The 15,443-nt window shown below is 68.8% G+C and carries 28 protein-coding genes; 1 reads left to right on the top strand and 27 read right to left on the bottom strand.

The features are described from left to right. Positions 1-223: 223 nt before the first annotated feature. From O5O46_RS29840 to O5O46_RS29965, 26 genes are all read right to left on the bottom strand, one after another. A complete protein-coding gene (locus O5O46_RS29840; RefSeq protein ID WP_269858740.1) occupies positions 224-520 on the bottom strand; it encodes a hypothetical protein in 297 nt (98 codons plus the stop codon). A 60-nt stretch (positions 521-580) separates the two neighbouring features. Continuing rightward, on the bottom strand, positions 581-1,072 hold the full coding sequence (locus O5O46_RS29845; RefSeq protein WP_269858741.1) for a hypothetical protein: 492 nt from the start codon (positions 1,070-1,072) through the stop codon (positions 581-583). Next, positions 1,069-2,157 (bottom strand): tyrosine-type recombinase/integrase, encoded by a 1,089-nt coding sequence (locus tag O5O46_RS29850; protein WP_269858742.1) that lies wholly within the window; start codon positions 2,155-2,157, stop codon positions 1,069-1,071. Before O5O46_RS29850 ends, O5O46_RS29845 begins: the two co-directional genes overlap by 4 nt. Positions 2,158-2,245: 88 nt before the next feature. Further along, positions 2,246-2,530: a helix-turn-helix domain-containing protein gene (locus O5O46_RS29855; protein WP_269858743.1), complete on the bottom strand. Its 285-nt coding sequence runs from the start codon at positions 2,528-2,530 to the stop codon at positions 2,246-2,248. Positions 2,531-2,683: 153 nt separating this feature from the next. Beyond that, positions 2,684-3,127: a hypothetical protein gene (locus O5O46_RS29860; RefSeq protein ID WP_269858744.1), complete on the bottom strand. Its 444-nt coding sequence runs from the start codon at positions 3,125-3,127 to the stop codon at positions 2,684-2,686. Beyond that, complete coding sequence (locus tag O5O46_RS29865) at positions 3,124-3,855, bottom strand: hypothetical protein (protein ID WP_269858745.1); 732 nt, start codon at positions 3,853-3,855, stop codon at positions 3,124-3,126. Before O5O46_RS29865 ends, O5O46_RS29860 begins: the two co-directional genes overlap by 4 nt. Next, positions 3,837-4,229, bottom strand: coding sequence for a helix-turn-helix domain-containing protein (locus O5O46_RS29870; protein ID WP_269858746.1), 393 nt, complete (start codon positions 4,227-4,229; stop codon positions 3,837-3,839). The genes O5O46_RS29865 and O5O46_RS29870 overlap by 19 nt, the downstream gene beginning before the upstream one ends. After that, positions 4,229-4,447, bottom strand: coding sequence for a hypothetical protein (locus O5O46_RS29875; RefSeq protein WP_269858747.1), 219 nt, complete (start codon positions 4,445-4,447; stop codon positions 4,229-4,231). The genes O5O46_RS29870 and O5O46_RS29875 overlap by 1 nt, the downstream gene beginning before the upstream one ends. A gap of 17 nt (positions 4,448-4,464) precedes the next feature. Next, complete coding sequence (locus tag O5O46_RS29880) at positions 4,465-4,986, bottom strand: hypothetical protein (RefSeq protein ID WP_269858748.1); 522 nt, start codon at positions 4,984-4,986, stop codon at positions 4,465-4,467. A gap of 7 nt (positions 4,987-4,993) precedes the next feature. Continuing rightward, entirely contained in the window at positions 4,994-5,233 is a 240-nt protein-coding gene (locus O5O46_RS29885) for a hypothetical protein (protein ID WP_269858749.1), read from the bottom strand. Then, positions 5,223-5,792 (bottom strand): ArsR/SmtB family transcription factor, encoded by a 570-nt coding sequence (locus tag O5O46_RS29890; protein WP_269858750.1) that lies wholly within the window; start codon positions 5,790-5,792, stop codon positions 5,223-5,225. The genes O5O46_RS29885 and O5O46_RS29890 overlap by 11 nt, the downstream gene beginning before the upstream one ends. 75 nt (positions 5,793-5,867) lie before the next feature. Beyond that, positions 5,868-6,095 carry a hypothetical protein gene (locus O5O46_RS29895; RefSeq protein ID WP_269858751.1) on the bottom strand — a complete coding sequence of 76 codons (228 nt, stop codon included), beginning with the start codon at positions 6,093-6,095 and terminating at the stop codon, positions 5,868-5,870. Positions 6,096-6,160: 65 nt separating this feature from the next. After that, a complete protein-coding gene (locus O5O46_RS29900; protein WP_269858752.1) occupies positions 6,161-6,352 on the bottom strand; it encodes a hypothetical protein in 192 nt (63 codons plus the stop codon). Further along, the gene (locus O5O46_RS29905) at positions 6,352-6,516 is read right to left on the bottom strand and encodes a hypothetical protein (RefSeq protein WP_269858753.1); all 165 of its coding nucleotides are present in this window, start codon (positions 6,514-6,516) and stop codon (positions 6,352-6,354) included. Before O5O46_RS29905 ends, O5O46_RS29900 begins: the two co-directional genes overlap by 1 nt. After that, entirely contained in the window at positions 6,513-6,716 is a 204-nt protein-coding gene (locus tag O5O46_RS29910; RefSeq protein ID WP_269858754.1) for a hypothetical protein, read from the bottom strand. The genes O5O46_RS29905 and O5O46_RS29910 overlap by 4 nt, the downstream gene beginning before the upstream one ends. Beyond that, positions 6,713-6,928 carry a hypothetical protein gene (locus O5O46_RS29915; RefSeq protein WP_269858755.1) on the bottom strand — a complete coding sequence of 72 codons (216 nt, stop codon included), beginning with the start codon at positions 6,926-6,928 and terminating at the stop codon, positions 6,713-6,715. The genes O5O46_RS29910 and O5O46_RS29915 overlap by 4 nt, the downstream gene beginning before the upstream one ends. A gap of 18 nt (positions 6,929-6,946) precedes the next feature. Next, the gene (locus O5O46_RS29920) at positions 6,947-7,318 is read right to left on the bottom strand and encodes a hypothetical protein (RefSeq protein ID WP_269858756.1); all 372 of its coding nucleotides are present in this window, start codon (positions 7,316-7,318) and stop codon (positions 6,947-6,949) included. A 229-nt stretch (positions 7,319-7,547) separates the two neighbouring features. After that, complete coding sequence (locus tag O5O46_RS29925) at positions 7,548-9,938, bottom strand: bifunctional DNA primase/polymerase (protein WP_269858757.1); 2,391 nt, start codon at positions 9,936-9,938, stop codon at positions 7,548-7,550. Beyond that, positions 9,935-10,180 (bottom strand): hypothetical protein, encoded by a 246-nt coding sequence (locus O5O46_RS29930; protein ID WP_269858758.1) that lies wholly within the window; start codon positions 10,178-10,180, stop codon positions 9,935-9,937. The genes O5O46_RS29925 and O5O46_RS29930 overlap by 4 nt, the downstream gene beginning before the upstream one ends. Before the next feature lie 137 nt (positions 10,181-10,317). Then, entirely contained in the window at positions 10,318-10,719 is a 402-nt protein-coding gene (locus O5O46_RS29935) for a hypothetical protein (protein ID WP_269858759.1), read from the bottom strand. After that, on the bottom strand, positions 10,716-11,174 hold the full coding sequence (locus O5O46_RS29940) for a hypothetical protein (protein WP_269858760.1): 459 nt from the start codon (positions 11,172-11,174) through the stop codon (positions 10,716-10,718). The genes O5O46_RS29935 and O5O46_RS29940 overlap by 4 nt, the downstream gene beginning before the upstream one ends. Then, positions 11,171-11,644 (bottom strand): hypothetical protein, encoded by a 474-nt coding sequence (locus O5O46_RS29945; RefSeq protein WP_269858761.1) that lies wholly within the window; start codon positions 11,642-11,644, stop codon positions 11,171-11,173. The genes O5O46_RS29940 and O5O46_RS29945 overlap by 4 nt, the downstream gene beginning before the upstream one ends. Next, the gene (locus O5O46_RS29950; protein ID WP_269858762.1) at positions 11,641-12,090 is read right to left on the bottom strand and encodes a hypothetical protein; all 450 of its coding nucleotides are present in this window, start codon (positions 12,088-12,090) and stop codon (positions 11,641-11,643) included. Before O5O46_RS29950 ends, O5O46_RS29945 begins: the two co-directional genes overlap by 4 nt. Continuing rightward, positions 12,087-12,497, bottom strand: coding sequence for a hypothetical protein (locus O5O46_RS29955; RefSeq protein ID WP_269858763.1), 411 nt, complete (start codon positions 12,495-12,497; stop codon positions 12,087-12,089). The genes O5O46_RS29950 and O5O46_RS29955 overlap by 4 nt, the downstream gene beginning before the upstream one ends. Before the next feature lie 113 nt (positions 12,498-12,610). Further along, complete coding sequence (locus tag O5O46_RS29960; protein WP_269858764.1) at positions 12,611-12,763, bottom strand: hypothetical protein; 153 nt, start codon at positions 12,761-12,763, stop codon at positions 12,611-12,613. After that, entirely contained in the window at positions 12,760-13,023 is a 264-nt protein-coding gene (locus O5O46_RS29965) for a helix-turn-helix transcriptional regulator (RefSeq protein ID WP_269858765.1), read from the bottom strand. Before O5O46_RS29965 ends, O5O46_RS29960 begins: the two co-directional genes overlap by 4 nt. Positions 13,024-13,172: 149 nt before the next feature. Between O5O46_RS29965 and O5O46_RS29970 the strand changes: the two genes are divergently transcribed. Beyond that, positions 13,173-13,943: a helix-turn-helix domain-containing protein gene (locus O5O46_RS29970; RefSeq protein ID WP_269858766.1), complete on the top strand. Its 771-nt coding sequence runs from the start codon at positions 13,173-13,175 to the stop codon at positions 13,941-13,943. Positions 13,944-13,954: 11 nt separating this feature from the next. On the opposite strand, the gene O5O46_RS29975 is transcribed toward O5O46_RS29970, so the two are convergent. After that, positions 13,955-15,442, bottom strand: coding sequence for a recombinase family protein (locus tag O5O46_RS29975; protein WP_269858767.1), 1,488 nt, complete (start codon positions 15,440-15,442; stop codon positions 13,955-13,957). Position 15,443: the final 1 nt, after the last annotated feature.

A 15,443-nucleotide genomic window follows, 5' to 3' on the forward strand; every position in this document is an offset into this window, starting at 1 on the left:
GCAGGCGGCGAGGGGTATGGAGGCGGCGAGTAGGACGACAGCCGGAACGGTACGGCGCACGGGTCCCCCTATTGGCATCGAGGCGCGGTGAGGGAACTGTGACAGCGTCAGGGAGACACTGTGCAGCCTGTTGCCAGAACGTGACCGTTCAACTTCTCCCGGTCGCCCGATGCAGATCGACTTGCCGCCAGTGAGCGCGACCGGCCCCCATCGAGCTGCGCCCTCAGAAGCCGAGCGCCGCTTTAACCTCGTAGGCCGCGCTGATCCGCGGTCCGGAGTTCGCCACGATTGTGGTCAGGCCGGCTGCGGTACGGATCGTGAGTTTCATGCTACGCAGCAGCCTGTTACCGGTGACCTGGACTGCGATGATGTCGGCGCGGCGGATTACGACCTCGTCAAGGCTTCCGAGCTTGATCCTCGGCGTAATAGTGATTGCTTGGTCGGTGAGCGTGAGGATCTTGCTACCGATCTTCCACGTGCGCGTACCGGCAGTTGGCTCGGGCTGATCCGACGGATGCATGCGCACCAAGGTGACAGACGCGCACCGACGACCGGGCGGTTGTTGCCGGACCGTGACAGCTCACGGCTCTGAAGGCTGCCGGCCCATCCTGCGGGCCAGCCGAGCAGCCGTCTCCGGCGTCACCAGTTCCACCCGACGACGGAACACACCCTTCACCATGAAGAAGCAGGAGAACTTTCCATAGGGGCCGATCTCGCGGCACTCGTACAGACCGTTGCCGGGAAGCGGCCAGCCGTAGGGTTCACCACGGCCACGGCTGAGGAAGGTGCGCGCGTACACGTACTTTTCGTTCGTGCCGCGGATCTTGGCCACCCAGCCGTTCATGTCGTGGCAGATGAGCCGTTGGGGCGTGATGGACACCTCGGGGAACACCGCTGCCGGGTCTGCGGTAGCGACATTGACGGGAACATCCAGTGCCGCAGTGGACGCGGCCTTCTGTTCGGGGGTGGCGTGTAGCGCGCAGACCTGCGGATGAGGGTCGATTCCGTACCAGGCCATCAGTGGCTTGCGGCAGCGCGCGCCTCTGGTCGTGGTGGTCGTGCACTGGCTCACGCCCGCTCCTCCTGCGCCTGGTGGTGTTCTAGTCGTTCGGCCATGGCGGCGGCCACGGTGTACGTCGGGTGTCCGTCGAGCCGTCCGCGGCGGCGGTTGTACCGCTGGGTGGTCCGCGGGTCGCGGTGCCCGGCAGCGTCCTGCATCTCGTGCAGCGGCACCCCGGCGTCGAGCCCGTCAGTGATGAACCCGTGCCTTAGCGCGTGCGGCTTGATGCTGTCGGCCTGCGGGATACCGGCCTGCCGGGCGAGAACACGAAGGTGCTTCCACACCTCGGGCTCGGACCAGCGGCGACCGGTGCCTGTGGTGAACAGCGGTCCGTCCGTGCGGCCTTCGAGGTAGGTCATCAGGGCGTCGAGGGCGAGCGGCGGCACCGGCACGGCCTGGACGCGCCCGCCCTTCCGCCGCAGCGGGAGCGTGCGGTGTCCGCGGTCGTAGCCGAGCTGGTCGACGTCGAGGGCGAGCACCTCGTCAACCCGGGGACCGAGCAGGTACAGCAGCGCCACCAGGGCGTAGGAGCGCGGCGACCAGTCGCGGGCCGTGGCCAGTAGCCGGGCGGTCTCGTCCTGGGTCAGGCCCTCGGTGCTGGAGTGGTCGGGGTCGATCTCGGGACGTTTGACGGCGGCGAACGGGTCGGACGGCACCACGCCGATCCGGGCGGCGTACCCGTAGAACGATCCAGCCGCGGAGAGGGCTTGCGCCTGGCCGGACGGCTTCAGCGGCTCGCCGGTCGGCGCGATTTCGCCCCGTCGGGCGCCCTTGACGCGCACGAGCGTCGGCGCGGTCTCGATGTGCCGGGCGTAGGCGTCAGCGAGCGGCAGCTTCGCCTGCAGCGGGTGGACACCGGCCGATCGGGCGTATGCCTCCCACGCACGGAAGCGGCGGGCGTATGCCTTGCGGGTGTTACTGGACTTCTGGCGGCCGATCCACGCGCCGGCGACATCGGGCAGCGGGTCGTCGACTCCGTAGATATCGGCCAAGTCGTCGCGGAGTGCGCGGGCTTCGTCGGGCCAGTCGTCGCGCGGATCGTGGCGGGCGGTGGAGAGTTCGCCGGGCGCCGGTCGAGGTGCAGGAAGGGTCGTCACTCAACTCCCCCATCAGTATTGGATAACTGAAATTATCCTATACCTCAATGTGTCCCTAGGGAGACAGTCGGAGGACCCAATTCCGGGCCTACGCCGAACGCTTGAGCGGGTGGTCCCGACCTGCGTCACCGACAGCCGCAGCGAACAACTGCGCCCGCTCGGCCTCGTCGAGCCGCAGCACCTCGGCGAGGATCTCGGCGACCGTCCGAGACGGTACCCGCTGGCTCGACTCCAACTTGAACAAGTACGACGGATTGAGCCCGGCGAGCCGCGCAGCCTCACGCAGCCGATACCCGGCCCGCAACCTCGCGCGCCCCAACATCGGCCCCAACTCCGGCGGTGGAATGCGGCGCTGCCTGACTATCGGTCCCATCGTGTTCCTCTCGGGAATGCAAGACGCCCCGCCCACGGGAAGGAGGTACCGGGGACGGGGCGCTGCGCGGCTGTCTCACGGCCGCGCATCTCACCGACGCAGGAGGGCCGCTCATGTCCGCAGCATCATCGCCGGTGAGTGGCTCAAAGGGGCTTAGCGGCGCCCGCGGCGCTTCTGGGCCGGGATACCGAGGTGGGCGAGCTTTCCAGCGGTCGCCCAGTCGGCGACCACCCGCGGGTCAGCGTCCTGAACGTCCTGAACCGTGATCTCGCCGTCGTAGTTCGGAGTGAGCGCCGCGCGGCGGGAAGCCCGCTGCAGCAGCTGCTCGTTGCGGCTCAGCGGCGCGCCCGGCGCCTGCGTACCGCCATCGTGACCTTCGGCCTGTAGCACAGGCTGCTCACCGCCGAGGCGGTATTCCTTGTTGGTCTCGACGGCCTCCCGGACCGCGTCGGCCACCCGCTTGACGAACCCGGGCGTATCCGGCCCCATGCCCGCCACCCGGTTCATGAACGAGGCCGAGTCACACAGCCGCGCCGCGTCCGCCCCCTGCGCAGCCGCCGCAAGGTGCACGGCCAGCTCCGTCGTCGATTCACTCATGCCAACTCTCCAGACATCCAACGGTCGATGTCCCGCTGCCCCAGCTCCACCAGGTCACCGGAGCGCAACTGCGCCATCTGGTGAGTGTTGATGTGCCCGTGCACTGGCACCAACAGCCCACCACGGCCACGCAGAAGATGATCGGGCCGCTCTTGCACTCGCAGCGGCACCACCGGCCGCACCTCAGCGACACCGGCCTCGACGTCACCGCCGAGGACCAGGCCCAGAGCCATCTCGACCTGGCGCCGTACCGGCATGACCCGCTGATCCTTGTGGACGATCGACTCCCGGTCGACGGCCACATGCGCCGAAGTACGCCGCGGCCCACCCGGGGCCAGCGGCTCGACGTCCAGATCAGCAGCGGCAGCGATCAGATCCCCAACTCGCGCGTCGTGGGCGCCAGCCAGCCCCCGCACCCGCGCGATGGCCTTCGCCGCATCCCTCAGAGCGCCCTGGATCGCCCCGGTGGTGTCATCGGCGACCAGCCGGTCAACCTCGACACCAATCTGCGTCAGGCCATCGAGGCGCGCCTGCTTCGCCTCCTGTTCGGCGCGAGCCGCAGCGCCCTGCGCGGAGAGGGTGGCGTGCCGCCACTTGTCCCGCAGCTTGTGCAGTGCCTCGGCGGTCACGCCCCGTTCACCACCGGCGATCCTCGCCTCGGCCTGGTCCACCTCCCGGCGGGCCTGCCGCGCGGCGTCGGTGGTCTCCTTCACGCTGCTCGCTGCCATGGTGTTCTCCTGTCGTGTGCGCTGTCGGAGTCGATCTGCCAGTCACGGCCGTGCTTCCGGCCGCGCAGTACGCCGGTCTTGGCCAGATGCCGAACTCGGCGGACGGACAGGCCCATCACTTCTGCTGCCTCAGTGGAGGTGAGGTACTTGACCGTGGGCCCTGCCTGCGGGATCAGAGTGCGACGCCGTGTTCCCCTAGCGGCTGCCGCAGCCACGACCAGTTGTGTGCGAAGCCCGTTCAGCCCCGGCACCTCCGGCAGCCCCCCATTACGGCTGGCGAACGCATCGAGGCCGTACCCGAGCAGCACGGCGACCAGGCCGGCCAACTCCGGGGGTACCGACACCGAAGGCAGCTCGTCGGGGATCTCGGTCATCAGAGCGCCTCCTTAGCGATCCGCCGCAGGTGCGCCCCGACTACGCGCGCCAGGTCCCCATCGGTGACCTCCCGGTGACCGGCCAAGCGCACCGCCTCCGCGGCGAAACCGGCCAGCACCACCGCGACGGCCCGCACGTCGCAACCGTCGAGCAGCGCCTGGACGCCCTCGTCGTCGTCACGCAAGTGGGCCGCCATCACCGCCAAGGCGTCACGCATTTCGGGCTCAACCCGGCTCACTGCTCACCTCCACCGATCAGCGACGCCAGCCACGCATCCACCTGCGAGTAGTCCGCGCTTTCGCGGTTCGCCTCGATCAGCCGGAGATGCCGGTCCAGGAGGGCCATGGCACCCGAGATCAGGTCTCGGCGAGCACGAGGCGGCGGCTCCGGCATGGCCACTGAGAGCACGCTCGGCGCCTGCCCGCCGACGGCCCAATGCTCGACGTGGGGCCTACGCAGCCGCAGCAACTCTTCTCGCACCTGGTCGAGCAGTTCCTCGGCCAACTCGCTGCGCCTCGTGGCCGCCTGGACGATGCGGCCCCGGGTCGCGGCCTGTGTCTGCCGCCGATCGAGCTGGACGCCAGCCAGCCGGCACACGTTCGACACCGACCCGGTCGCGCAGCCGACCTCCGTGGCGATCTGACGTACCGGCAGCTCCTGCAGGGCGAGCGCGATGATCCGTGCCCGCGTCTCGTCTGATAGCGGCTGTTGGCCTCCCGCGCGCGCATGAGGCTCGCCTGAACGTTCACCGCTCATCAGCCGCCTACCTTCCCGCCGGAAGCGAACGGAGTATCTCCGCGACCCGCTCAGCGGCCTCTGCGTGCGTGACCTGGTCGTGCTGCGCCATCAAGCCGACCGCCACCCCACCGAAGACGACCAGCCCCTCAACCAGCGGTCGACACCCGCACTCGCAGTCGCCGACCAGGACCCGCTCGCCCTCCGCATCCCCACGCAACCGCGCACCGACCAGCGCCATCGCCCGACGCAGCGCCTCAAGCGTCATGAGCCACCCCCGCGTCATCGATGCCGCTGGTGGCTTCGTGGTACCGGCGAAGGTCGACCTGCAGACTCCCGAGCATGCTCCTCGCCTGATCCAGATCTTCACCGCCGTTGGCCATCGTGGCGAGCCGCACATGCCGGTCAATCAGCGTCGTCGCAGCCCGGACAATCGCCAGACGCGACGCCGGGTCAGGCTGCGGAAGGATCTGCTCGTAGTAGCCCGGAGCCTGCCCACCCACGAACGCGAAGGCCCTGTGCGGCCGAGACAGCCGGTCCAACTCGCCGTTCGCCAAGTCCAGCAACCGGACCGACAACTCAGCCCGAAGCGCCTGCGCATCAGCCACCCGCGCCGCCGTAGCCGCGCGCGTCTGCGCCCGGTCGAAGCTCACGCCGAGATCCTTCGCGTATCGCGACACCGACGACGGCGCGATACCCAGCTGATCGGCGATCTGGCGCACCGTCGCGCCGCCCTCGGCCAACTCGCACAGCCTCAGCCGCTGCTCATCCGACAGCAGCACCGTGACCACCTCCTCGCGCGCGTGAGCGGCGCCTGGAACGTTCACGCTCAGTGTCGGAGCGGGTGATCCGCTAGCGGCACTGCTGGCCGCTGGTGCCGCCCCCCGACATGCGCCGCCCATTTACGCCGCGCCCTGTATCCGGGCGACGCGAGCGGGGTCGCCGGGGCGGTCGATGACGTACCAGGTGCCGCAAGGTGAGCGGCGGAGACCGAGGCCCAAGTGCCGGTGGTGGGAGCTGCAGTTGGGGCAGACGACGATCACCTGTACGCCTCCGGAGGTGATCAGGTCGATGGCGGTGACGGTCTCGACCGTGCGCGGCAGGGCGGTGTACTGGGCGGGGTGGGTCATGGTGTCTCCGACTGGCTTATGGGTTCCGCGGGGTGGAGTTTTGCGGCGGGTCTTGTGGCACGGCATTAGGCCGCGGGCGGGGCGATGGCGAGGTGCTGTCGGGTCGGCACCCAGGCGAGTCCGCACGACGTTTCGCCGCACTCGACGACCTCACGCCGTCGCTTCCCGACGGTGGCGACGCCCACGGCCCGGCAGCGGCGTTGCGTTCGGCACGCTGGACAGAGCAGAGAGACGAAGACCGGCTTGGTGGCGGCCATCAGGACTCCCTCGCGGTGGCTGCCGCGGTCGTTCGTGATGCATCGCGAACGCGTCGCCGGTAGCGGAGGCGCCACCGGATCTCTGCGGCGAGTTCGACGGTGGCCATGGCGAGGAGGGCGAGCCACGCGCCGAGGCTGATGAGGAGGATGTCGTGTCGGTTCATGACGCCTGGCTTTCCTCGGGGTTGGTCATGACGGCCTGGTCGTCGGCCTGCTGCTCGGCCTGGTGGTGGAGCTTGGCTGCGTGCCGTCGGGCGAGGCCGGCCTGGCGTGCGGCGCCGAGTTCAGCGCGACGCTTACGGGCCGCCTCGACCTTGCGGCGGGCTTCCTCGATCCGGAGCTTTATGACGTCGTCGGTGTTCACGGCGCCTCACGGTTGGTGATGGCGACCTGGCGGACGCGGTCGGCTATCTGCTCGAACTCGGCGCTGGCGAGGAACTGGCGGGCGCTGGCCCAGTCGCGGCAGTAGACGAACCTGGGGAGGATCACGCCCGCGAGGTAGACGTCGACGCGGACGGGGTTGAGTAGGTCGCCGGTCTGCGGGTCGCGGCCGGCCGGGTCGATGGCGGTGGTCAAGGGTTCTCCTTCGCGGTGTCAGGGCTGGAAGGCGCGGCGCATGGTCATGCCGTGCCGGGTCGCGATCTCTTCGAGGCGTTCGTCCGTGGCGATGCAGTCGTCTTCGTGGCACATCTCCATGCGCCCCTTGCGGGTCAACTGGCGTGTGGCGCCGCAGTCGCAGCGGCCGGTGAGCCCGGCGCGGCGGCGGCGTTCGATGGCGTCTTTGAGGTCGTCCGGGTAGTCGTCGCGGAGTACGGGGACGGAGACGAGCACGGGGCCGACCATGTATTGGTCCTGGCCGCCGATGCTGGCGACGAGGTTCGGGGTGGCGCCGTTCATGGCGTCCAGGGCGGCCTGTAGCCGGGCGAGTTCGGCGGCTCGGCGAGCACGGGCGTGACGGCCGTTCAAGGGGTTTCTCCCGTCAGTTGAGGTTGCGGAGCTTGGGACTCTCTGTGATGTCGGAACTTCGGCTGTCGGAAACCGAACTTCCGACAGAGGTTCGCGAGGCGACCTGGGGTTTCGCGCGTTTCGCGATTCTCAACTGGAGCATTTTGTCTATTAATGTCTGATTTAAGGGCGAGAGGCTGTCGGAACTTTGGTTCCGACGCTTCCGACGTTCCGACAGCACTCTGTGTAGTCACGACTGCTCCGGAGAGACCGAACCGGCAGTCAGAAGAGCCCCCTCGGCCAACGCCACCAGCCAGCCCTGCTCGCACCCGTACCGGAGCGCCGCCGTCCACAGCGAGTCCGTCGCCCCGGACGCCCGGTACTTGTCGCGGTCGCTCGTCGCCACGCATGCCCGGTTGACGTCACGAAGCGGGATCTCGCCGCCCTTGCGGGTGAGGTAGCGGTGAGCGCGCTTGGCGACGTTCACCACAGACGGGTGCACGCCGTTCATGACCTCGTACACCGCCGCCTGGGACTCCACGGCCGTCAGGACGGCCTCCGCCCGACGGGCGTCCTGCTCGGCCTGCATGCGCCGCCTGGCGGTTTCCTGGACGCTGTCGCGGACCTTCCTGGACGTCTGCCACATCACGGCGGCCCTGTCCCAGTCGTCCGACGTGATGGTGGTGCGCCCGTGCAGCAGGGCGAGCAGCGCGGCGCACTTCACGCGCCACAGAGGCTCGTGCGTGTCCAGCGGGAACTCGCTGCCGCGGCCGAAGGAGATCTCCAGCGCGAGTTCGTCGAGTTCCTGCGTGACGTGAGCGGGTACCGGGATGACGGTGTTTCGGAGGGAGGCCACCCAGTTGGTGACGGGGATGTCTTGGCCGTTCCTGGTGGTGATGGTGACCGGCCCGGTCGTGGCCGGGCGTTCCTTCGGGGTGTCGGGGCCGAGTGTCGCGTGAGCCCAGGCGAGGCGCTGCGGCAGGCCGATGGATCCCATCTCCAGCAGCTTCGCTGCGGGTTCCTCTTGTACGCCGAGCGACATGGACAGCGTGTAGGCGCCCTTGGGCAGGGCGCGGCGCCGCTCGACCTCGGCGTTGGAGGTGCCCTGCCGTTCGCTCATCCACGCTTTGCACAGGACGCCGTTGAGGGTGGCTGCGGCGGACATCTGCGCCATGGCGTCGAGGACGCTGCCCTCGGTGGCGAGGGCGTAGCCGCGGGTTCTCTTCTGCACGAGGATCTTCTTCTTCCCGTCGACGTCGTCGGGGTCGATGTCGAGGTCGAGGTAGGCGGCGATCAGGCCCTGCCCGGTGGAGATGTCGATGTAGGCAAGATCGATGTTCGGGAAGGGCGTCAGCTCCTCGGCGGTGTTCTCGGCCTGGCCCTTGCCGCTGCCGGAGGGTCCGAACAGTCCGCAGTACCAGCAGAGCGTGGCGGGCTGGTGAATGCCGTTGTCGACGCGGACTGTGGGGTCTGCCATGGCTGCGGTGCGAGCGAGGACAGCGTGGAGGACGGCGTCGGGGGAGGTGCGGCGGGCTCGGGCCATCTGCCGGATCTGGCCGAGCGTGGGTGTGGCGTTCCAAAAGGTGGCGGGGAGCCGGTCTGCGGGCTCGGCGGGCGCCTCGTCTGAGTCCTCCGGCGGTTCGTCTTGCGGCCCGTCCCCGGGCCATGCGACGAGGGCCATGAGGCTGGCGGCGTCGTCACGGCGGGAAGCCGGTGGCCACGGATGCCGCGGCTGCGCCATGCCCGCTTTCAGCCCTGACTCGATCGTCGGCCGCGCCCGGCCTTCCGGGTGGTTTCCCGCAAGCGCCGCGGACAGCAGAGCCTCGCGGGCTTCGGCCTCGCTGAGCGCGCCCGCGCCAACGAGCGTCCCCACGTTGAAGGCGGCCGTGTTGATCGTGTTGTTCTGCTCGCCGTCGGCTGCGCCCGTGATGGCGTCGCATTCGGCCTGAAGTGCCTTGCGGGTGTACGAGTCGATGTTTTCCGACCGGATGGGGATCGACGTCGCTGGGGCCGCGGGCCGGGGAGGGGCGGGCCGTAGGCGGTCGAGGAGCCATGCAGGGGCCTGCGTGGGATGGGCGTCGTCCTTCACGGTGTACGGGCCTTTGACGGACACTGACGGCGGCGCGACGACCTGACCGCCGTCCGCGCGGATGTCCAGTCCGGGGCCGAGCTTGCCCGCGCTGTTCTTCGGGTTGAAGCCGGGCCACGCGAAATAGCGGTGCTGTCCGCCAGATCCGGTCTCGACCGTCCAGGTTTTCGGGAGTGGGCCGTGTTCAGCCTCAAGCGCGCGGAGGCTGTCCAGGCCGCCGCTGTCGGGGTCGATGTCGAGGACGAAGATGCCGGAGGCTTCACCGGTGGCGATGCCGATGTTCGCGTTCGGCTCGTTGCGCCACCAGCCGGCGATGACCGCCCAATCGGTGCTGGCTTCCTCGGTCCAGCTGTTGTACCGCGGGTGTTTGCCGCCCTGCCTGTAGTCGTGATCGGCGACGGCTTTCGGGTTCCCGCAGGAGCACCGGCCGTCGATCACGTACCGAAGCGGGAGGACGCGCCAGTCTCGCGCCGCGTACTGCTGCGCAGCGACGATCATGCGCGGTTTCGCCGCCGTGCGGTCCACGGCCACAGGGGCGGTGTTGTCGCTCACTCGGGGTTCTCCGTGCCGTTCTGGGCCGCGATGACGTCGTCGGCGAGGAAGGTGATGGCGGTGCACCAGCGGCGGGCGCAGGCGCGGATGCTGCGGGCGGAGGGCTGTTCCCGCAGGTGGGCCTCGATGGCGTCGAGCGCGAGCTGGCGGCGGGCTCGTTCTCGGCGGAGTTGGGCGAGTACGGCCTCGCGGCGCGCCTGGGGGTCCGCCTGCTCCGCACACACGGCGGTGTTGGTGTTCACGTGCGTGTTCCTGTTCGCGATGGCGAGGGGGAGGGTGCCCGGCCGAATGGCCGCACCTCGCGACTCAGGTGGGGTGGGGGTGCCGCCGCCCCTGCGGGCGGTTGAGCGGTTCGGGGCGGCGGCGGTTTTCATCGGGGTCACTCGGCCCCTTCGTCTTCGGCGCGTTCGCGTCGGACCAGCTCGACATACGCCTGCAGCAGGTCGTTGAAGCACTGCCGCTGCTGGTGTTCGTCGAGCTGCGACCAGGCTTTGAGGCCGATGGTCACGGGCAGGTCGCCGGGGTGCTGCTGCTCCATCTGCAGGACAGCGGCGTACAGCGGGGATGCCTGCTCGTACCCGGCGACGATGTCGTCGAACGCCGCCTCGGGGTCTGCGAGGGCGCATTCGTGGCGGAGCCGGAGGGAGCGCACCTGGGCTTGGCCGAGTTCGCTGCTGGCGTCGACCGTGACCGACCGCCACTTGCACCAGCGGCAGGTGACCTGCACCAGGTGCAGCCGTTCGGCGCTGACCGGTTCGACGAGGGTGGACTGCCAGGTCACTGGTCACCGCCCTGATCGCCTTTGGCCATGGCGAGGCGGTGGCGCAGCAGGTCGAGTTCGTTGAGCACGTTCTGCAGGCAGCTCGCCAGGACACCGTTCGCGACCGCGTCCGGGTCGGTGACGTTGATACCGATCAGGGCTTCCTGCAGCCAGTGCTCATCGTCGGCTTCGAGGTACGTCTTGCCCTCGTCTGCCGCGGCGTTGAGCTGCTCCAGGCGCTCCTGTTCGTACACGCGCATGTAGAACGCGATGAACAACTCCGGGAGCGCGCGGGCCCGCTGGATCGGTGTGAGCTGCTGCCAGGCGTGCTCACCGACGCGGACGACGTCGAACCCTTCCGGGTGCTGGCGCTGCATCTCGGCACGCGACTCCTGGAATTGCGCGTACCAGTTGCCGGAGCTGCTGGCGAGTTCCCGGACGGCCAGGTCGAACTTCTTCTGCTCGTCGTCGGTCATCGGGTCACCTCCTGGTGGAGGGGTCCGGCGAGGTACCCGTTGGCAGCGAGGGCCTTCGCGTACTGGTCCGGGGTCTCGTACCTGACGGTGTTCACCGGCTGGGCGGCTTCCTGCCACTCGTCGGCGTTCCATGTCTCGCAGGTCACCGGGTCCCACACCCGGCGGTCGGGGAGGATTAGCCAGGCGTGGCCGCGGTGGCATTCGAGGACTTCGCCGGTCGAGCGTTCGACGGGGTAGGCGTCGCCGTGGACGAGCACGCTGCCCTCGGGCAAGGTGCGGTCGATGGCGTACACGAGTGCGGCGATCTCGTAGCAGCGCCGGTAGCGGGTACGGAGCCGTCCGGTGCCGAAGGTCTCCCGACGCTCGGTACGGATGCGCTGCCGCAGTGCGCGGTCGAGATCGGCGTGCAGGCTGGCCGGGCGGCCGGGGCGCTGGGCCTCGGCCGTCGCGGCGGTGGTCTGGTCGGTCACGCCTGGCTCCGCTGGTATTCGATGCGGGCGGCGGGCATGACGCGTTCCAGCGCGCACCGGTGGAAGATCGCCTGGTGCATGAACGCTGCGGCGACGTCGGCGAAATCGGGGCCAGCGTCCAGGAGCAGGTCGCGGATGGCCTCGACCTTGCGGGCAGTTGCGGCGTTCTCCAGGCAGCGCTGGACGAACGCGAGCGCCTCGATCGGGTCGTAGTCGGAGGTGACGACCAGCCGGAACGCGTGCTTCTTGTCACCACCGAACATGCAGTTGCTGCCACCGTCTTCCGCGGGGTGGTGGCGTTCGACGAATCGGATGTCGTGGTCCGTGCAGAAGGCCCTCAGTGCCTCGACGGCAAGATCGTTCCAGTCCTTACGGGCGGGCGACGGAACAGTTGCGTCGAGGTCCCGCGTCACGGGCTCGGGGAAGGTGATCGTCATCGCGCTCATGCGGTCCGCCCGGGGTAGTGGTGGGCGGCCTCGGTGGCGATGGTGGCGTCGTACTGGTCGGCGATCGCGTCCAGGCGGGTCAGGTGCTGCCGCACCTTCGCCAGGTAGGCGCGCAGCTCGTCGCCCGAGTCGTAGGTGACCCAGTCGTCACCGCCGGCGTCGAACACGAGCTTGGTGAGGCCGATCTCGTCGTCGTAGCTGAGCTGGGCCTGCAGTACCTGGTGCGGGATCGGCCTGTCGCCGGTCGAGGACGAGTCGATGCTGAGGATCGCGCTGGTGCAGCCGAACGTGTGGCCCGGGGCCCGTACACACCAGTCGTTGATCTGGCAGCGGATGGGCTGGAGGACGGGGAGGTGACGCGCGGCCGGGGCAGTGGCGGCGCTGATTGCTGGTGCCGTACCCTTCATGTTGAACCTCTCAATCTCTGCACCCGTGGCTTTGCTGGTCCGGTGGGTGCGGGGTGAACGGTTGGATGGCGAGCGGCCTCGGTGGTGTGGTGACCCCGGGGCCTTCGCCGTTTTCAGGCGGCGGTGCGCTTCTGGGCTGCGGACTCGGGCCGGAGGAGGATGCGAAGCCGGTCGCGCTGCTCCGCGGTGAGCGGCGCCTCTTCGGCGTGCTGCGCGGCCAGGGCGCGGGCGTAGGCGCGGATGCGCTGACGCTCTTCTTCGGTCACGCCGCCGCGCCGATCGTCTGGGCGTCGAGGTACGACTCCAGTTCGGACCACCGGGCTTTCAGGTGCCGCCCCACCTTGATGAGGCGGGGGCCGCCACCGCGGGAAGACCAGCGGTAGACGGTCCCGAGCGGAACCCCGAGGTAGTCAGCGATCTCTTTCGCGTCGGCTAGGGGCTGCCGCGCGCACTGGCACGTTGGGCACACATCCCCGACCTGTGGCGCCGCTGCAAGGGCGACCTGCGGGATGGAAAGAGCAAGCATGTCGCTTCCTATCTAGACGAAGAGTGCGACAGAGGAAGCTTGGCACGATTGCGCGCTACTACGCAACTATCAAGAACTCTCCTTCTTTTTAAGAAGCAGACGCGGGGGTTAGCTTGTCTGGTGAGTCAGAGAATGGCTACGGTGCTTACATGGAAGAAGCCGAGGGCACCGCAGCGTCTGTGCAAGCCACGCGCCGAGTGAACGACGTCGACGAGACGGGCAAGACGGTCGCCGCGAACGTCCGGCGGCTACGAACAAGCCTCGGACTCACCACTCAGCAGCTCGCGGAGCTCCTCGATCACGTCGGCCGCCCGATCATCGCCAACGCAATCACCAAGATTGAGCAAGGTCGACGCCGAGTGAACGTCGATGACTTGACGGCGCTGTCCGTTGCCCTCGGAGTAACGCCGAACGCGCTCCTGCTACCCGCCAACTTGAGCGAGACTCACCAGCCAACCGGCGCGATCGCTCCTGCGGCCAGCTCAGAGCTGTGGAGGTGGGCGTGCGGGGAGGCGACACTGCCCACGTCGGCGGACCCGGCGCTTAACGCCGGTCGCGAGGCTGGCGAGCTGACAGCGGAGGCCAGGGAGAACTACGAGGCCCGCTTCCGACGTGAAGCCGCCCCCCACTCACTTCAGCCCCTGGCCTACCTTCGCCAAAAGGATCAAGTCATCCGGGCAGTCGACCCGATGCTGAAGCTGATTGAAACCGTTCCGACGGCTACCGCCCAGGTGGCGCATGTAGCCGAGATCAACGCTCGCATTTGGACGAAGCTTGCGGAGCGCGTCAGGGCACTCGCAGACGACGTCGATATGAACAGGTTCACGCCGAACGCGGAAGCTCTGCGGGCCCTTGCTGACGACTTGGCTGCCTTCCAAACGGAGAACAGCGAGTCCTCCGTCGAACAGCAGGGCCAGTAGCCGCGGCTCCCCTACCCCTGGTCGCGCTTCTTGGGTTCGATCCTCACGGTGGCCTCGTCGAACGGACGCCGACCGGCCTTGCCACGCAGGATCGTGACGGTGACGAGCACGTCGAGCGCGGCCCGCTTGCGGTCGAGTGGCAGGTCATACCAGGTCGCTGACGGGTCCTCGGCGGTGATGACGTCGGCAAGGACCCGCGCACGCTGAGGGTGCGCCATCTTCGCCTCGACCTCCGCGATCCGCTCCCGCAGACGCCTGGACGCCTCGCGGAACTCGCGGGGCTCGGCGTCGTCGTCCTCGGCGAACTCGGCGGCGAGAGCGTCCAACCGGCCCCGTAGGGCGAGCGCCTGGGCGCGCAGCTCGCCGATGTTCGGCTGGTCGTCGTCGACCAGCAACTCGACTGCGTCCGGACGGGCCAGGCGGCCGGTCACGTACTCCTCGACCATGAAGTCGATCGGCTCGGCAAGTCGGGCAAGATGCTTGGAGTCACGGCACCGGTAGATGCGCTCCATCTCGCTCTCGCGGCCCTTCGTCTTGGACTTGCCGCGGTAGGCCGAGGTGACGGTGGTTCCGTCATCACAGATGCCGCACAGGGCGATGCCGGACAGCAGCCAGCGGCGCGCCGGGCCGGGGCTGGTCTTACGGCCCTCGTCGAGCAGGACGGCCTTGGCGGCCCGCCAGGTGTCCTCACTGACGATCGCGGGCCAGACGCCCGGGTACAGGTCGCCGTGGTACTCGCGCAGCCCGGCGTAGTGCTCGTTCAGGAGCATGCCGCGGACACTGTTGTGTGACCATGCCTTGCCGTTGCGGTTCGGGATGTTCCGCTCGTTCAGGCCGCGGGCGATTCCGGAGACACTGGCGCCGGCCAGGAGCTGGTTGAAGGCCGCTTTGACCTCGCGGGCCTCATCCGGGACGACCTTGGTCATGTCGTAGACCGGCACTTCGATCTCCTGCCCGGTCTTCTGATCGAGCTTCTTCTTCGTGCCCGTCTGTACGCCGTAGCCGAAGCAGCGGGGGCCGCCCGGCGCCTTGCCCTGTTCAACGCGCTGCCGCATGGCTCGCTGCTCCCTCTCGCTCTTCTGCTCGACTTCGTGCGTATCGACCTCGCCCAGCAGGCCCGCCAGGAGACGCCCGGCAGCGGTGGTGAGGTCCAACTCGGGGCCCTTGGCGCACAGGACGCTGACACCGTGCTTGCGCAACTTCTCGATACCTTCTGCGCGTTCGCGGCGGTTGCGCCACAATCGGCCGAGCATCCACACGATGATGACGTCGACCTCGCCTCGTTCGACCGCTTCCATCAGCGCGGCGTAGCCGGGGCGCTTGCCGCCCTTGGTCGCGCTCAGGTCGTTGTCGACGTACCGGTGGGCGTCGTCTACGGGGATGCCGCGGGCGGTCGCGAGGGCATTGTTGTCCTCGCCCTGGCGTTGGACGCCCAGCTCTTCGCCGGTTCTGTCCTTGCTGATGCGCGTATAGATGGCGCCCTTGCGAAACCGAGTCACA

This window comes from Streptomyces sp. RPT161, assembly GCF_027533845.1.
Lineage (GTDB): Bacteria > Actinomycetota > Actinomycetes > Streptomycetales > Streptomycetaceae > Streptantibioticus_A > Streptantibioticus_A silvisoli_A.

Coding starts and splice junctions, on each gene's coding strand:
- O5O46_RS29840 (WP_269858740.1), bottom strand. CDS start 520: ATGCATCCGTCGGATCAGCCCGAGCCAACTGCCGGTACGCGCACGTGG.
- O5O46_RS29855 (WP_269858743.1), bottom strand. CDS start 2,530: ATGGGACCGATAGTCAGGCAGCGCCGCATTCCACCGCCGGAGTTGGGG.
- O5O46_RS29860 (WP_269858744.1), bottom strand. CDS start 3,127: ATGAGTGAATCGACGACGGAGCTGGCCGTGCACCTTGCGGCGGCTGCG.
- O5O46_RS29865 (WP_269858745.1), bottom strand. CDS start 3,855: ATGGCAGCGAGCAGCGTGAAGGAGACCACCGACGCCGCGCGGCAGGCC.
- O5O46_RS29870 (WP_269858746.1), bottom strand. CDS start 4,229: ATGACCGAGATCCCCGACGAGCTGCCTTCGGTGTCGGTACCCCCGGAG.
- O5O46_RS29875 (WP_269858747.1), bottom strand. CDS start 4,447: ATGCGTGACGCCTTGGCGGTGATGGCGGCCCACTTGCGTGACGACGAC.
- O5O46_RS29880 (WP_269858748.1), bottom strand. CDS start 4,986: ATGAGCGGTGAACGTTCAGGCGAGCCTCATGCGCGCGCGGGAGGCCAA.
- O5O46_RS29885 (WP_269858749.1), bottom strand. CDS start 5,233: ATGACGCTTGAGGCGCTGCGTCGGGCGATGGCGCTGGTCGGTGCGCGG.
- O5O46_RS29895 (WP_269858751.1), bottom strand. CDS start 6,095: ATGACCCACCCCGCCCAGTACACCGCCCTGCCGCGCACGGTCGAGACC.
- O5O46_RS29900 (WP_269858752.1), bottom strand. CDS start 6,352: ATGGCCGCCACCAAGCCGGTCTTCGTCTCTCTGCTCTGTCCAGCGTGC.
- O5O46_RS29905 (WP_269858753.1), bottom strand. CDS start 6,516: ATGAACCGACACGACATCCTCCTCATCAGCCTCGGCGCGTGGCTCGCC.
- O5O46_RS29940 (WP_269858760.1), bottom strand. CDS start 11,174: ATGACCGACGACGAGCAGAAGAAGTTCGACCTGGCCGTCCGGGAACTC.
- O5O46_RS29950 (WP_269858762.1), bottom strand. CDS start 12,090: ATGAGCGCGATGACGATCACCTTCCCCGAGCCCGTGACGCGGGACCTC.
- O5O46_RS29955 (WP_269858763.1), bottom strand. CDS start 12,497: ATGAAGGGTACGGCACCAGCAATCAGCGCCGCCACTGCCCCGGCCGCG.
- O5O46_RS29965 (WP_269858765.1), bottom strand. CDS start 13,023: ATGCTTGCTCTTTCCATCCCGCAGGTCGCCCTTGCAGCGGCGCCACAG.
- O5O46_RS29970 (WP_269858766.1), top strand. CDS start 13,173: ATGGAAGAAGCCGAGGGCACCGCAGCGTCTGTGCAAGCCACGCGCCGA.